Consider the following 15,500-nt stretch of genomic DNA (forward strand, 5'->3'; position numbering starts at 1 on the left):
TACGCCTGCCCTGGATTACAGTGAATTTATAAATAAGAACACTGTTCTATAATGTAGAACAAAATTAAAATGAAGGAGTTCCCATGCAACCAGCAGTGCAGTTCTCAGGCATCATTCCTCCGGTTTCAACATTGTTCACGCCAGATGGGCAATTTGATGCGAAGAGCACCGGTGTATTGATTGACGATCTTATTACCGCGGGTGTGGATGGGCTTTTCTTCCTCGGCAGTGGCGGTGAGTTTTCCCAGCTTTCGCTGGATGAACGCAAGGCGGTTGCACAGTTTGTGACGTCGCATGTTAGTCAGCGAGTACCGGTGCTCATCGGTACAGGCGGCACCAACGCGCGTGAAACGATCGCGCTTAGCCAGCATGCGCAAGAGTGCGGCGCGGATGGGATCGTGGTGATCAACCCTTACTACTGGAAAGTGTCGGAAGAGAACCTGGTGAATTACTACCAGCAGGTGGCGGATAGCGTCACGCTGCCGATAATCCTGTATAACTTCCCGGCGCTGACCGGGCAGGATCTCACGCCTGCCATCGTGAAACGTCTGGTGGCATCGCGCAAAAATATCGTTGGCATTAAAGATACCATCGACTCAATCGCCCATATCCGTAGCATGATTAACACAGTGAAAGCAGAGCATCCGCACTTTAGCGTGCTGTGCGGCTATGATGATCACCTGTTCAATACCCTGATGATGGGGGGCGACGGTGCGATTTCAGCAAGCGTAAACTTTGCCCCGCAGCTGTCGGTGAATCTGCGTCGCGCATTCCTTGAGGGCGATCTCGGTACGGCGGCGAAAATTCATCAGAAGCTGGTGCAGGTGCCGCAGATTTATCAACTGGATACCCCGTTTGTGAACGTGATTAAAGAGGCGATGGTGCTGTGCGGACGCGAGATGTCGACCTGGACGATGCCGCCTGCTGGTGTGCTGGATGATACGCGTCGCCAGCAGTTAAAAGCGCTGCTGAAACGCCTTGAACTCTGCTGATCGGGAGAGCGAAAAGATGTCTATCGACACCATTTTTACACCGCAGGATGAACCGTTTTATGCGGTGAAAACCCATGCTGCCGGCCCGCAGGGCGCGCTGCCGTTGACGCCGCAAATGCTGCTGGAGTCGCCGAGCGGCAATCTGTTCGGCATGACGCAAAACGCAGGAATGGGCTGGGACGCCAACAAGCTTACCGGGCGTGAAGTGTTGCTGATTGGCACTCAGGGCGGTATTCGCCACTCGGATGGCCGCCCAATCGCGCTGGGTTATCACACCGGGCACTGGGAGATTGGCCTGCAGATGTCGGCGGCGGCAAAAGAGATTACCCGTCTGAGCGGCATTCCGTTTGCGGCCTTCGTCAGCGATCCCTGTGACGGGCGCTCGCAGGGTACACATGGGATGTTCGATTCGTTGCCCTACCGTAACGATGCGGCGATCGTTTTTCGCCGTTTGATCCGCTCACTGCCAACGCGCAGAGCGGTAATTGGTGTGGCAACCTGTGATAAAGGCTTGCCCGCGACGATGATCGCCCTTGCGTCGATGCACGATCTGCCGGTGATCCTCGTGCCGGGCGGGGCGACATTGCCCCCGACATTTGGTGAAGATGCCGGAAAGGTACAGACCATCGGCGCGCGCTACGCCAATAATGAACTGAGTCTGAAAGAGGCATCTGAGCTGGGCTGTCGTGCCTGCGCATCACCCGGCGGCGGCTGCCAGTTTCTGGGCACGGCGGGCACTTCGCAGGTGGTGGCGGAAGCATTAGGCCTCGCATTGCCGCATTCGGCGCTGGCACCGTCGGGCCAGGATGTGTGGCTGGAGATCGCCCGTCAGTCGGCACGCGCGGTGATGGCGCTGGATGAAAAGGGAATTACTGCCCGCGATATTCTGACCGATAAAGCGATCGAGAATGCGATGGTGGTACATGCGGCCTTTGGCGGTTCAACCAACCTGCTGCTGCATATTCCGGCCATCGCCCATGCGGCGAAGTGTCGCTTGCCGGATGTGGCGCAGTGGAGCGCCATTAACCGTAAAGTGCCACGGCTGGTGAGCGTGCTGCCCAACGGGCCGGATTATCACCCGACGGTACGCGCGTTTCTTGCTGGCGGCGTGCCGGAGGTGATGCTGCATCTGCGTCGGCTCGGGTTGCTGCATGAAGATGTGATGACGGTGACCGGGCAGACGCTCGGTGAGAATCTCGACTGGTGGGAGCACTCCGAGCGTCGTGCGAAGTTCCGTCAGTGTCTGCGTGAGCAGGACGGCGTGGCGCCTGATGAGGTGATTCTGTCGCCGGAAGGCGCGAAAGCGAAAGGGATGACATCAACGGTGGCCTTCCCGGTAGGCAACATCGCGCCTGAAGGTTCGGTTATCAAGGCTACGGCTATCGACCCTTCCGTTGTCGATGACGACGGCGTGTATCGCCATACGGGCACGGCGCGCGTATTTGTGTCTGAAGAGGCGGCGATCAAAGCCATCAAACAGGGGCAAATCCAGCAGGGCGATATCATGGTGATCATCGGCGGCGGCCCGTCGGGCACCGGGATGGAAGAAACCTACCAGCTTACGTCTGCGCTGAAACATATTTCCTGGGGGAAAACCGTGTCGCTGATTACGGATGCGCGTTTCTCTGGCGTTTCTACTGGTGCATGTTTAGGGCACGTTGCGCCAGAAGCGCTGGCTGGGGGGCCGATTGGCAAACTGCGCGATGGCGATGTTATTGAGATAATCGTCGATCGCCTGTCGCTTAAAGGTAGCGTGAACTTTATCGGTAGTGCGGAGGTGCGTATAGCGCCGGAAGAGGGCGCTGCCGTGCTGGCAGAACGTGAGCTTCATCCCGGCCTGAAAGCGCATGACTACCTGCCGGATGATACGCGTTTATGGGCGGCGTTGCAGGCGGTCAGCGGCGGTACCTGGAAAGGTTGTATTTATGATACGGATAAAATTATCGAGGTGATTAACGCTGGTAAAAAAGCGTTGGGTATTTGATTTATTAAAAACTATTTTTCTGCCCGCTAAATAAATATATTTGGCGGGCGGTAATCTATTTATTAAAATATTTTATCCTTCGCAGGAGGCTTCGGTGTTTCTATTTTTAGGTAAAGTGAATCGTTATCACAGAAGTTAAAATACATAATCAATAAAGTAAAAATGGTAATTGTTGCTGCATACATTCCCTTCTTACAATCTATCTCGTAAGAATCATCTAATAAGCATACGAATAAAGGGTGTATTCCTCACAAATGCACAAGCAGGCATTTTATTTTGTAGGTCCCGGCCATTCGGAATGAATTCCTCTCATATGACCTGGAGGTAGAAAAATGCAGTTAACCATGAAAGATAAAATCGGCTACGGGCTGGGTGATACCGCCTGCGGTTTTGTCTGGCAGGCCACCATGTTTTTGCTGGCGTACTTCTATACGGATGTCTTTGGCCTGTCAGCGGGCGTAATGGGCACGCTATTCCTGGTATCACGCGTGCTGGATGCGGTAACCGATCCGTTGATGGGGCTGGTGGTAGACCGCACCCGCACCCGCTACGGCCAGTTCCGCCCGTATCTGCTGTGGGGGGCGATTCCATTCGGCATCGTCTGCGTATTGACGTTCTATACGCCAGACTTCTCGGCTAACGGGAAAATTATCTATGCGTCCATTACCTATATTTTGCTGACCCTGGTTTATACCTTCGTCAACGTTCCTTACTGTGCAATGCCTGGCGTTATAACGGCCGACCCGAAAGAGCGTCATGCATTACAGTCGTGGCGCTTTTTCCTCGCCGCCGCTGGTTCACTGGCGATTAGCGGTATTGCTTTACCGCTGGTTAATATTATTGGTAAAGGCAATGAACAACTCGGTTATTTCGGCGCAATGTGCGTGTTGGGCGTTTGCGGCGTGGTGCTGCTGTTTGTCTGTTTCTTCACGACCAAAGAACGTTATACCTTTGATGTTCAACCGGGGGCTTCTGTTAAGCAAGACCTCAAGCTATTAATGGGTAACAGCCAGTGGCGAATCATGTGCGCCTTTAAAATGATGGCGACCGGTTCTAACGTCGTTCGTGGCGGCGCAACACTTTATTTTGTGAAATACGTCATGGATCATCCGGAACTGGCTACACAGTTCCTGCTCTATGGCAGCCTGGCGACCATGTTCGGCTCTTTGTGCTCGTCTCGCCTGCTCGGGCGCTTCGATCGCGTGACCTCGTTTAAATGGATTATCGGTATTTATTCACTGATTAGCCTGAGTATTTTCTTTGTACCGTCGGACAATATCGCGGCGATCTTCGCACTGAATATTCTGTTCCTGTTCGTCTTTAACACCACGACGCCGTTGCAATGGCTGATGGCGTCGGATGTGGTGGATTACGAAGAGAGCCGCAGTGGACGCCGCCTCGACGGCCTGGTCTTCTCGACGTATCTGTTCAGCCTGAAAATCGGCCTGGCGATAGGCGGCGCGCTGGTGGGCTGGATCCTCGCGTTCTCCAGCTACTCCGCAGGCAATGCCGTGCAGCCGGATAACGTACTGACCACCATCAAAATTCTCTTCTGTATCGTTCCCGTCGTGCTCTATGTCGGCATGTTTACGCTGCTGTCGTTCTACAAACTGAGCAGCAAACGTGTGGAAGAGATCAGCCAGCAGCTGCAACGTCAGCGTACGGCACAGCCTGAAACGCACCCTGCCGACACCGCAGCGGCGGTGAACTGAGGAGAAGCATTATGTACCAGATTGAAAATCCCATTCTGACCGGTTTCAACCCGGACCCTTCACTGTGCCGCGTAGGGGACGATTATTACATCGCCACCTCTACCTTTGAGTGGTTCCCTGGCGTGCGTATCTATCACTCCCGCGATCTGAAAAACTGGTCGCTGGTCAGTACGCCGCTCAACAGCGTGGCGTTGCTGGATATGAAAGGTAATCCGGATTCTGGCGGCATCTGGGCACCTTGCCTGAGTTACGCCGATGGCAAATTCTGGCTGCTTTATACCGACGTAAAAATTGTCGATTCGCCGTGGAAAAATGGCCGCAATTTCCTGGTCACCGCGCCATCGATAGAAGGGCCGTGGAGCGACCCGATTCCGATGGGCAACGGTGGATTTGACCCTTCGCTGTTCCATGACACTGACGGGCGGAAATACTACATCTATCGCCCGTGGGGGCCGCGCCACCACAGCAATCCGCATAACACCATTGTGATGCAGGAATTTTTCGCCCACACGCAGAGGCTATCCCCAGAACGGACCACGCTCTTTACCGGTACGCCGTTGGGCTACACCGAAGGCGCGCATATTTATCGCCGCGAGGGTTACTACTATCTGCTGGTGGCGGAAGGGGGAACCAGCTATGAGCACGCGGTGGTGGTGCTACGGGCTAAAAACCTGGCCGGGCCCTACGAGCTGCATCCTGATGTCACGATGATGACCAGCTGGCACCTGCCGGAGAATCCGTTGCAAAAGAGCGGCCACGGCTCGCTGCTCGAAACCCATACCGGTGAATGGTATATGGCGTATTTGACCAGCCGCCCTTTGCATCTTCCGGGTATCCCGCGATTAGCGTCCGGTGGGCGTGGATACTGCCCGCTCGGCCGTGAGACGGGCATTACCCGCATTGAATGGCGTGATGGCTGGCCTTACGTAGAGGGTGGAAAACATGCGGCGCTAACGGTGCAGGGCCCGCGCATGATAGAGCAGCCGGCTTCAGGTTCAGGGGCATGGCGCACCGATTTTGACAGCGACAGGCTTGACCCGGAGTTGCAAACCCTGCGTATTCCGTTTGATGACACGCTGGGTTCTCTCACCGCACGACCCGGTTTTTTGCGTCTGTACGGCAATGATTCGCTGAACTCTACCTTTACCCAATCTACCGTGGCTCGCCGCTGGCAGCATTTCCGTTTCCGCGCACAAACGCAGATGGCCTTTTCACCACGCCATTTCCAGCAGAGCGCCGGGTTAACCTGTTATTACAACAGTAAAAACTGGACCTACTGTTTTATGGACCGGGAAGAGGGGCGCGGGCGGACGCTGAAGATTATTCAGCTCGATCATAACGTGGCGCACTGGCATCTGTACGATAACCCGATAGCGGTGCCGGAAGAGGTGGAAAACGTCTGGCTGCGAGTGGAGGTCGATACGCTGACGTACCGCTACAGCTATTCATTCGATGGGGAAAACTGGCAAACCATCCCGCTGACCTTTGAGGCGTGGAAACTCTCCGACGACTATATCGGCGGCAGAGGCTTCTTTACCGGAGCATTTGTGGGGCTTCACTGCGAGGATATCAGCGGTGACGGCTGCTACGCCGACTTTGCTTCGTTCTCTTATCAGCCAGAAAACTAATAGCAGACTGGGCTAGCGTTCGCGGTAGCCCAGCGTTTTCGATAACCCCAGCCCGGCATCCATCAGCATCTGGCGATAGGTCGCCAGTTCGTCGTCGTTTACGCGAGAGGTCAGCGTTGAGAGGCTAAGCGCGGCGATGACGCGCGATTCATGATTCCATACCGGTACCGCGATACAGCGCACGCCAGGCTCGTTCTCTTCGTTATCCATGGCGTAGTGGTTGTTACGGGTTTCTTTCAGCGCAGCAAGCAGAGAGGCACGGTCGGTGAGGGTTGATGGCGTAAAGCCTTTGTACACATATCCCTCCAGCACGGCGGCACATTCTTCCTCGCTAAGCCAGGCAAGCAGTACCTTACCGATGGCGGTGGCGTGCACAGGTAAACGGCGACCGATACGAGAATAGGCGATAGCCGCCTGTTTACCTTCGATTTTCTCGATGTAGACGCCTTCGTTGCCGTCCAGAATCCCCAAATGGGTGGTTTGTCCGGTTTCCTGAGAAAGCGTTGTGAGCCAGCTTTTCGCTTTCTGGCGAATATCCATAGTGCCAACCACAAAGTGCCCACGCTCAACCAGTTTCATTCCCAGGCGATATTTGCCGTTTTCCGGATTCTGATCGATGTAACCATGAAGCTGAAGGGTTTTAAGAAGCGAGTGGAGGGTGCTTTTGCTCAATCCCATCTGTTTGCTGATTTCGGTGATTTTGAGCTCCGTCGCCTGCTCATTAAACAGGTCGAGGATCTGCAAAGCACGTTCAACAGACTGAATTATTGGCATAATTTATTACCGTCCACGAAGAATTCCTTTCGTGTGACCGTACTATTTTCGCTGCCGAAAAGCAATGCCGGATGGCGGTGTAAACGCCTTATCCGGCAATTGATGAGTTACTGGCTTAACGTCGCCACCATCACCGCTTTGATGGTGTGCATGCGGTTTTCTGCCTGGTCGAAAACGATGCTTGCCGGGGATTCAAATACCTCATCGGTAACTTCCATTCCACCGTGCATCCCATACTCTTCGGCCATTTTTTGGCCGAGCGTGGTCTGATCGTCATGGAAAGCAGGCAGGCAGTGGAGGAATTTCACCTGCGGGTTGCCGGTGAGCGCCATCATTTGGCTATTCACCTGATAATCACGCAGCAGCGCAATGCGTTCTGCCCATTTCTCTTTGGCTTCGCCCATCGATACCCACACGTCAGTGTAGATAAAGTCCGCGTCTTTCACGCCCGCCGCAATATCTTCGGTGAGGGTAATGTTACCGCCATTCTTTTGCGCCAGCGCTTTGCATTCGGTCACCAGGCTCTCTTCCGGCCAACAGGCCTGCGGGGCAACCAGGCGCAAATCCAGCCCGGTTAATGCGGCGGCTTCCAGCATTGAATTACCCATGTTGTTACGCGCGTCGCCTGCATAAACCAGCGTCATTTCATTGAATGCTTTACCCGGTAAATGCTCCTGCATGGTGAGCAAATCAGCCAACAATTGTGTCGGATGAAATTCGTTGGTGAGACCGTTCCACACCGGCACCCCCGCGTACTGCGCCAGCGTTTCGACAATCTCCTGGCCGTAGCCGCGATACTGAATACCGTCATACATCCGACCCAGCACGCGGGCGGTATCTTTAATCGATTCTTTGTGGCCAATCTGGCTGCCGCTTGGGCCGAGATAAGTCACGCGAGCGCCCTGATCGTATGCGGCAACTTCGAAAGAGCATCGTGTGCGTGTTGAGTCTTTTTCGAAGATGAGCGCGATGTTTTTACCGATCAGTTTTGGCGTCTCTTTGCCGCTTTTTTTATCGGCTTTCAGCTGGGCGGCGAGTTGCAGCAGCGTGTTCAGCTCGGCAGGGGTGAAATCGAGTAATTTTAAAAAGTGCTTCTGATAAAAATTCGGCATCTTGTCCTCGCATGGCTTAGGCCACTTATTGAATTAAAATTCAATTTATATGTATGAATATGCAATTGCAACCCCGGTGCACAAATCTTTCTCACAAAGGTGGAGGCAATGCTTGCGGTATGTGACAATAAGAGTAACGCCACATTACGAGGAACGAGCCATGGCAAACCCGGAATTACTGGAAGAGCAGCGTGAAGAGACGCGCCTGATCATCGAAGAACTGCTGGAAGACGGCAGCGATCCTGATGCGCTGTATACCATTGAACACCACCTCTCTGCCGATGACTTCGACGCGCTGGAGAAGTTTGCGGTTGAAGCCTTCAAAATGGGTTATGAAGTGACCGAGCCGGAAGAGCTGGAAGTGGAAGAGGGCGACACCGTCATCTGCTGCGATATCCTCAGCGAATCCGCGCTGAATGCCGATCTTATCGACGCGCAGGTTGAGCAACTGATGACGCTGGCCGAGAAGTTTGAAGTCGAGTATGACGGTTGGGGCACTTACTACGAAGATCCTAACGGCGAAGAAGGCGAAGACGACGAAGATGACGTCGACGAAGATGATGATGGTGTACGTCACTAAGCATCACTCACCCACGGCAGCGCCCGCTGCCGTGGGGCAAGGATAAAGCATGGATTACCCGCAAACTCTCTCCCCTGTTCTCAATTTTCTTCACTGCACCACGCCGCAGGCCTGGCTTGATAAAGCCCGTGACCCGGTGAATCTGCCGCTTTTGTTAACCGACCATCTGGTGTGCGAGCTCAAAGCCGCGCAAACCGCCATGCTGCTGGTGCGTAAATATGTCGCTGATAAGCAAGGCGCGGACTCGCTGCTGGCGTGGCTACAGCCGTATGAAGCGTTTGCGTTTCGCGATGGGCCGGAGCCGGATTTTGTCGCGCTGCATAAGCAAATCGGTAAAAGCGTAATGCCGCAGACCGACGATCCGTGGGGGCAAGCGTTGATCGACAGCATGGTGCTGTTGATCAAAGAGGAGCTGCATCACTTCTGGCAGGTACGCGAAGCCATGACCGCGCGTCAGATCCCCTATGTGAAGATAACCGCCAGCCGCTACGCGAAAGGCATGCTCAAAGAGGTGCGCACGCACGAGCCGTTGACGCTGATTGATAAACTGATTTGCGGGGCTTATATCGAAGCGCGTTCCTGCGAGCGTTTTGCCGCGCTGGCGCCGTATCTCGATGAGCCATTGCAGAAGTTTTATCTCTCGCTGCTGCGCTCTGAAGCCCGCCATTATCAGGATTACCTGGCGCTGGCGCAGCAGGTATCGAAAACGGATATTACCCCGCGCGTGCGTTTCTTTGGTGAAGTGGAAGCGGCATTAATTAGCACGCCGGATGCGGAGTTTCGTTTTCATAGTGGCGTGCCGATGTGAGGCATAGCCTTACAACGCTTTCAGCATCCGCACTTCACAATCCACGTGGCCGGTGCAACCCAACGGCTCGCTGATATGCTCGAAGCCTAAGTGTTCATACAGACCAATGGCTTCGCGCAGAAACTCGGTGGTTTCGAGATAGCAGTGCCTGAAACCCTGTTCACGCGCGTGATCGAGCGCCATCAGCGCTAACTTCTTCGCCAGCCCCTGACCGCGCACGGAAGAGAGAAAATACATTTTCTGTAATTCACAGATATCCGGCTCGCTACAGCCTAATGGGGCAACGCCGCCGCCGCCAACCACCTGACCATCTTGCTCAACCACCCAATAGGCGGCACCTGGCTGGCTGTAGAGCTGGTATAGCTCATCCAGATTCGGGTCAGCAACGGTATAGCCTTTGTCGGCGGTCAGGCCATATTCGGCGGAGACCTGACGGATAACGCTGGCAATAGCGGGATTATCGTCAGCGGCGAGCGGGCGCAGCGTGACGGCGACCGGGGATATAACACTCATAGCGAAACTCGAAATAAATTATGACGGAGATATGCAGTTAATAACACCGCAGGGCAGGTGAGTGCAAGCGAGGATAATTCAGGAAGGAAAATCAGGCGGGTGCCTGAATGCAGGCCGGATAAGCAACGCGCCATCCGGCAAACAAACAGGCACAACCTTAAGGCATTACAGCGCGGCAATCACCGCCTGCTGTTCAATCAACTTCGCTTTCGCTTCTGCGTAACCGTCCAGCTTCTCACGCTCTTTGGCGATCACCGCTTCCGGTGCGCGCGCCACAAAGCCTTCGTTAGACAGTTTGCTTTCGATGCGGCTGATTTCACCTTCAATCTTCGCCACTTCTTTCGCCAGACGCGCCAGCTCATCTTCTTTGTTGATGAGGCCAGCCATCGGGATCAGCAGCTCTGCGCCGTCGATGATTTTGGTCACGGATACCGGGCCTTTGTCATCGGCTGGCAGCACGGTGATGCTTTCCAGACGCGCCAGGTTCAGCAGGAAGCTACGGTTATCGTTTACACGACGCTGTGCATCTTGACTGCAACCGCGCAGCAGCAGCTCCAGCGGTTTGCCCGGCGCGATGTTCATTTCCGCACGGATGTTACGTACGGCAACAATCGCCTGTTTCAGCCACTCGGTGTCGGCCAGCGCCGCTTCATCCACCTGAGACGCATCGTATTCCGGGAACGGCTGCAGCATGATGGTGTCGGCGGTGATACCGCAAATCACTTTCACACGCTGCCAGATGGTTTCGGTGATGAATGGAATGATCGGATGCGCGAGGCGCAGCAGACCTTCCAGAACCGTCACCAGCGTATGGCGAGTACCGCGCAGTTCAGACTCAGAACCCCCGGTCATCACTGGCTTGGTCAGCTCCAGATACCAGTCGCAGAACTGGTTCCAGGTGAATTCATACAGAATGCCTGCGGCGATATCGAAGCGGTAGCTATCCAGCGCTTCACGGTACGCTTTCACGGTCTGGTTGAATTCCGCCAGAATCCAGCGGTCCGCCAGCGACAGCGTCATTTCACCGCCGTTGAAGCCGCAATCCTGATCTTCAGTGTTCATCAGCACAAAGCGGCTGGCGTTCCACAGCTTGTTACAGAAGTTACGATAACCTTCCAGACGCTTCATATCCCAGTTGATGTCGCGGCCGGTAGAGGCCAGCGCCGCCAGGGTGAAGCGCAGAGCGTCGGTGCCGTGCGGCTCGATGCCGTTCGGGAACTGTTTCTCGGTACGCTTGCGGATTTTCTCCGCCATCTGCGGCTGCATCATGTTGCCGGTGCGTTTCTCAAGCAGGTCTTCCAGCGAAATACCGTCAACCATATCCAGCGGGTCAATCACGTTGCCCTTGGATTTAGACATTTTCTGGCCTTCGTCGTCACGAATCAGGCCGGTCATGTAGACGGTGTGGAACGGCACCTGCGGCTTGCCATCTTCATCTTTGATGAAGTGCATGGTCATCATGATCATGCGGGCAATCCAGAAGAAGATGATGTCGAAACCGGAAACCATCACGCTGGTCGGGTGGAACTGACGCAGGGCGTCGGTGTTTTCCGGCCAGCCGAGCGTGGAGAAGGTCCACAGCGCGGAGGAGAACCAGGTATCGAGAACGTCTTCGTCCTGACGCAGCGCAACGTCCGCGCTCAGGTTGTTTTCCTGACGTACTTCTTCTTCGGTGCGGCCAACGTAGACGTTACCTGCTTCGTCGTACCATGCCGGGATGCGGTGACCCCACCACAGCTGACGAGAGATACACCAGTCCTGAATATCGCGCATCCAGGAGAAGTACATGTTTTCGTACTGCTTCGGCACAAACTGAATGTCGCCGTTTTCAACGGCTTCAACCGCCGGTTTCGCCAGCACGTCGGCACGCACGTACCACTGGTCGGTCAGCATCGGTTCGATAACTACGCCGCCACGGTCGCCGTAAGGGACGGTCAGGTCGTGCGGTTTGATCTCTTCCAGCAGGCCGAGGGCGTCTACGGCAGCAACGATCGCTTTACGCGCGGCAAAACGTTCCAGTTTCTGGAATTCAGCCGGGATCTCACTGGAGTAAACGTCAGATTCATTGCCTTTGGTGTCGTACACTTCCGCCGTTTCGCGAATGTCACCGTCAAAGGTCAGAATGTTGATCATCGGCAGCTGATGACGACGACCCACTTCATAGTCGTTAAAGTCGTGCGCCGGGGTGATTTTCACGCAGCCGGTGCCTTTTTCCATGTCGGCGTGTTCGTCGCCCACGATCGGAATGCGGCGGTTAACCAGCGGCAGGACAACGAATTTACCGATCAGATCTTTATAACGCGGATCTTCCGGGTTAACGGCCACGCCGGTATCGCCCAGCACCGTTTCCGGGCGGGTGGTGGCGACAACCAGATAATCTTTACCGTCTGCGGTTTTCGCGCCGTCGGCCAGCGGATAGCGGATATGCCACATCGAGCCTTTCGACTCGCGGTTTTCCACTTCCAGGTCAGAGATGGCGGTGCGCAGTTTCGGGTCCCAGTTTACCAGGCGTTTGCCACGGTAAATCAGGTCTTCTTTGTAGAGGCGTACGAAGACTTCTTTCACGGCATTGGAAAGCCCTTCGTCCATGGTGAAGCGTTCGCGCTCCCAGTCTACGGAGTTACCAAGACGGCGCATCTGACGGGTAATGGTGCCGCCGGATTCCGCTTTCCACTGCCAGATTTTGTCGATGAACGCATCGCGTCCATAGTCGTGACGGGTTTTACCTTCTTCAGCGGCAATTTTGCGCTCAACCACCATCTGGGTGGCGATACCGGCATGGTCGGTCCCCGCCTGCCAGAGGGTGTTTTTACCCTGCATGCGCTGGTAGCGGATCATGGTATCCATGATGGTTTGCTGGAAGGCGTGACCCATATGCAAACTGCCGGTGACGTTCGGCGGCGGGATCATGATGCAGAAACTTTCCTGGCTTTCATCGCCATTCGGTTTGAAATAGCCCTGCTTTTCCCAGTGCTCGTAAAGCGGCTGTTCGATATCGTTTGGGTTGTATGTCTTTTCCATTATTTCCAGGTTGCCGTGTTCAGGTTGAAACCAGCCACGCGGTAAGCTTTGTATCGTTCGCGCGCCAGTTGTTTAAGCGAATCTTCGTAAGGAACGAAGTCTATCACTTCTGTGAAAGCGGTGGCAAAATCTGCGAAATTGAGTCGCAGACTGATCAGTATATCGCGCGGGCTGCTGTTACGCTTTTGCGGCCAGGCAATCTCGACCGGCGCACCACCCCGAGGGCCTTCGCCCGCGAGATTATGCGGCACAAAGCTCTCCGCCGGACGCGCCCACAGCGCTTCATCCAGGCGGATGGCCTGCTGCTCATCCTCACAGGCGATCAGCACGCGCTTACCGCTACGCCAACGTTCTGCGGCAACGTCGCACACCAGTTGCTCGACGGCGCTTAAGCCATCGACGGTGGTTTCGTTGTCCAGAAGATAGAACGTCGCATTCTTCATATATGGGGCTTCTTGTGGTGGATTTAAATGCGTTGACCCCTCACCCTAAACCTCTCCCTTAGGGAGAGGGGACCGACAGTGCAAAGTTTAAAGACTTGCTCTGGTTTTCTCCCTCTCCCTAAGGGAGAGGGCGGGGTGAGGGTGTTTCCCTTAAAGCCTTAATTTACTCTTCGCCGTTAAACCCGGCGCGGTTGAGCAGGAACTGCGACAGCAGCGCTACCGGGCGGCCGGTTGCACCTTTAGCCTTGCCGGAGCGCCATGCGGTACCGGCGATATCCAGGTGCGCCCAGTTATACTTACGGGTAAAGCGCGACAGGAAGCAGCCAGCGGTAATCGCGCCGCCAGGACGGCCACCGATGTTCGCCATATCCGCGAAGTTGGACTCCAGTTGATCCTGGAACTCATCCGCCAGCGGCAAACGCCATGCGCGATCGCCCGCCTGCTCAGACGCGCCAATCAGCTCGTGCGCCAGCGGGTTGTGGTTCGACATCAGGCCGGTGATGTGATGGCCGAGGGCAATCACGCACGCGCCGGTCAGCGTCGCCACATCGATAACCGCTTCCGGCTCGAAACGCTCAACGTAGGTTAACACGTCGCACAGCACCAGACGGCCTTCGGCGTCGGTGTTCAGCACTTCGACCGTTTGGCCTGACATGGTGGTCAGCACGTCGCCCGGGCGATACGCGCGCCCACCCGGCATGTTTTCACAGCCTGCCAGCACGCCAACCACGTTAATCGGCAACTGAAGTTCCGCGACCATGCGCATCACGCCGTAAACCGCCGCCGCGCCGCACATGTCGTACTTCATCTCATCCATGCCTTCGGCAGGCTTGATGGAGATACCGCCGGAGTCGAAGGTCAACCCTTTACCAACCAGCACGATCGGACGGGCATCTTCGGAGGCGTTACCTTTATACTCAATCACCGACATCAACGATTCGTTCTGCGAACCGTGGCCGACCGCCAGATAAGAGTGCATTCCCAGCTCTTTCATCTGCTGCTCGCCAATCACGCGCGTAACCACATTTTTGCTGTAGCTGTCTGCCAGTTGACGCGCCTGAGACGCCAGATACGCGGCGTTACAGATATTTGGCGGCATGTTGCCTAAATCTTTCGCTGCTTTAATCCCGGCGGCAATCGCCAGACCGTGCTGAATCGCACGCTCGCCGCTGGTCAGTTCACGGCGGGTTGGCACGTTGAAGACCATCTTACGCAGCGGACGGCGCGGCTCGGTTTTATTGGTTTTCAACTGATCGAAGCTGTACAGCGTCTCTTTTGCCGTTTCTACGGCCTGACGCACTTTCCAGTAGTTGTTGCGCCCTTTTACGTGCAGCTCGGTCAGGAAGCAAACGGCTTCCATCGACCCAGTATCATTCAGGGTGTTGATGGTTTTCTGGATGACCTGCTTATACTGACGCTCATCAAGCTCGCGTTCTTTACCGCAACCAATCAGCAGAATGCGCTCTGACAACACGTTCGGAACGTGGTGCAGCAGCAGCGTCTGGCCGGGTTTACCTTCCAGTTCGCCGCGACGCAGCAGGGCGCTGATATAGCCGTCGCTGATTTTATCGAGCTGTTCGGCAATCGGGGAAAGACGGCGCGGTTCAAAAACGCCGACCACGATGCAGGCGCTCCGCTGTTTTTCCGGGCTACCGCTTTTTACACTGAACTCCATGGACTACGCTCCTGAATCTTAAAGACAACGGCGGTGGCTACAGTTAGAATTGCAAGCTTTCGTAACTCATTTCCGCTGTTGCGGTGACTTCGTGTTAATCTTAACGTTATTACGGTGTTGGCACGTCAGAACCGAGTCCTGAAACGTGAAACCGCTGAGTCATATAATCTTAGCGATGTTTTCGACGACTCAAGAGAATAAATGACGTTTAAGCCATGAAACAAGCTATTTTCCTGCAATAAGACGGGTTTTTACGGG

Annotated in this window: 14 protein-coding genes; 7 read left to right on the forward strand and 7 right to left on the reverse strand. The window is 55.0% G+C overall.

What is annotated here, in order from left to right; genetic code table 11:
* Positions 1–83 precede the first annotated feature (83 nt).
* The 4 genes from AC1MKH_RS02610 to AC1MKH_RS02625 all read left to right on the forward strand — a co-directional run bounded on the left by AC1MKH_RS02610 (position 84) and on the right by AC1MKH_RS02625 (position 6,316).
* Positions 84–992, forward strand: coding sequence for a dihydrodipicolinate synthase family protein (locus AC1MKH_RS02610; protein WP_276220580.1), 909 nt, complete (start codon positions 84–86; stop codon positions 990–992).
* Positions 993–1,008: 16 nt separating this feature from the next.
* The gene (locus AC1MKH_RS02615) at positions 1,009–2,976 is read left to right on the forward strand and encodes a YjhG/YagF family D-xylonate dehydratase (protein ID WP_276220579.1); all 1,968 of its coding nucleotides are present in this window, start codon (positions 1,009–1,011) and stop codon (positions 2,974–2,976) included.
* A 332-nt stretch (positions 2,977–3,308) separates the two neighbouring features.
* A complete protein-coding gene (locus tag AC1MKH_RS02620) occupies positions 3,309–4,688 on the forward strand; it encodes a glycoside-pentoside-hexuronide (GPH):cation symporter (RefSeq protein ID WP_276220578.1) in 1,380 nt (459 codons plus the stop codon).
* An 11-nt stretch (positions 4,689–4,699) separates the two neighbouring features.
* Positions 4,700–6,316 (forward strand): glycoside hydrolase family 43 protein, encoded by a 1,617-nt coding sequence (locus AC1MKH_RS02625; protein ID WP_276220577.1) that lies wholly within the window; start codon positions 4,700–4,702, stop codon positions 6,314–6,316.
* A gap of 12 nt (positions 6,317–6,328) precedes the next feature.
* On the opposite strand, the gene AC1MKH_RS02630 is transcribed toward AC1MKH_RS02625, so the two are convergent.
* The 3 genes from AC1MKH_RS02630 to argL all read right to left on the reverse strand — a co-directional run bounded on the left by AC1MKH_RS02630 (position 6,329) and on the right by argL (position 8,345).
* The gene (locus tag AC1MKH_RS02630) at positions 6,329–7,090 is read right to left on the reverse strand and encodes an IclR family transcriptional regulator (protein WP_276220576.1); all 762 of its coding nucleotides are present in this window, start codon (positions 7,088–7,090) and stop codon (positions 6,329–6,331) included.
* A 107-nt stretch (positions 7,091–7,197) separates the two neighbouring features.
* A complete protein-coding gene (argF, locus tag AC1MKH_RS02635) occupies positions 7,198–8,202 on the reverse strand; it encodes an ornithine carbamoyltransferase (RefSeq protein WP_276220575.1) in 1,005 nt (334 codons plus the stop codon).
* Entirely contained in the window at positions 8,172–8,345 is a 174-nt protein-coding gene (gene argL / locus AC1MKH_RS02640) for a putative translational regulatory protein ArgL (protein WP_473224490.1), read from the reverse strand. The genes argF and argL overlap by 31 nt, the downstream gene beginning before the upstream one ends.
* A gap of 17 nt (positions 8,346–8,362) precedes the next feature.
* On the opposite strand from argL, the gene rraB reads away from it, so the two are divergent.
* The gene (gene rraB / locus AC1MKH_RS02645; protein WP_276220574.1) at positions 8,363–8,782 is read left to right on the forward strand and encodes a ribonuclease E inhibitor RraB; all 420 of its coding nucleotides are present in this window, start codon (positions 8,363–8,365) and stop codon (positions 8,780–8,782) included.
* A 49-nt stretch (positions 8,783–8,831) separates the two neighbouring features.
* Complete coding sequence (miaE, locus tag AC1MKH_RS02650) at positions 8,832–9,590, forward strand: tRNA isopentenyl-2-thiomethyl-A-37 hydroxylase MiaE (RefSeq protein ID WP_276220573.1); 759 nt, start codon at positions 8,832–8,834, stop codon at positions 9,588–9,590.
* A gap of 9 nt (positions 9,591–9,599) precedes the next feature.
* Here miaE and AC1MKH_RS02655 read toward each other — a convergent pair whose 3' ends face one another.
* From AC1MKH_RS02655 to pepA, 4 genes are all read right to left on the reverse strand, one after another.
* Entirely contained in the window at positions 9,600–10,103 is a 504-nt protein-coding gene (locus AC1MKH_RS02655; protein WP_276220572.1) for a GNAT family N-acetyltransferase, read from the reverse strand.
* Positions 10,104–10,268: 165 nt separating this feature from the next.
* On the reverse strand, positions 10,269–13,124 hold the full coding sequence (locus tag AC1MKH_RS02660; RefSeq protein WP_276220571.1) for a valine--tRNA ligase: 2,856 nt from the start codon (positions 13,122–13,124) through the stop codon (positions 10,269–10,271).
* Positions 13,124–13,567, reverse strand: a complete 444-nt coding sequence (holC, locus tag AC1MKH_RS02665; protein ID WP_108476199.1) for a DNA polymerase III subunit chi — start codon at positions 13,565–13,567, stop codon at positions 13,124–13,126. Before holC ends, AC1MKH_RS02660 begins: the two co-directional genes overlap by 1 nt.
* 163 nt (positions 13,568–13,730) lie before the next feature.
* The gene (gene pepA / locus AC1MKH_RS02670; RefSeq protein ID WP_015966101.1) at positions 13,731–15,242 is read right to left on the reverse strand and encodes a leucyl aminopeptidase; all 1,512 of its coding nucleotides are present in this window, start codon (positions 15,240–15,242) and stop codon (positions 13,731–13,733) included.
* Positions 15,243–15,396: 154 nt separating this feature from the next.
* On the opposite strand from pepA, the gene AC1MKH_RS02675 reads away from it, so the two are divergent.
* Positions 15,397–15,447 carry a hypothetical protein gene (locus AC1MKH_RS02675; RefSeq protein ID WP_217448718.1) on the forward strand — a complete coding sequence of 17 codons (51 nt, stop codon included), beginning with the start codon at positions 15,397–15,399 and terminating at the stop codon, positions 15,445–15,447.
* Positions 15,448–15,500 lie beyond the last annotated feature (53 nt).

It is taken from the genome of Pseudocitrobacter sp. CD920760 (assembly GCF_057782505.1).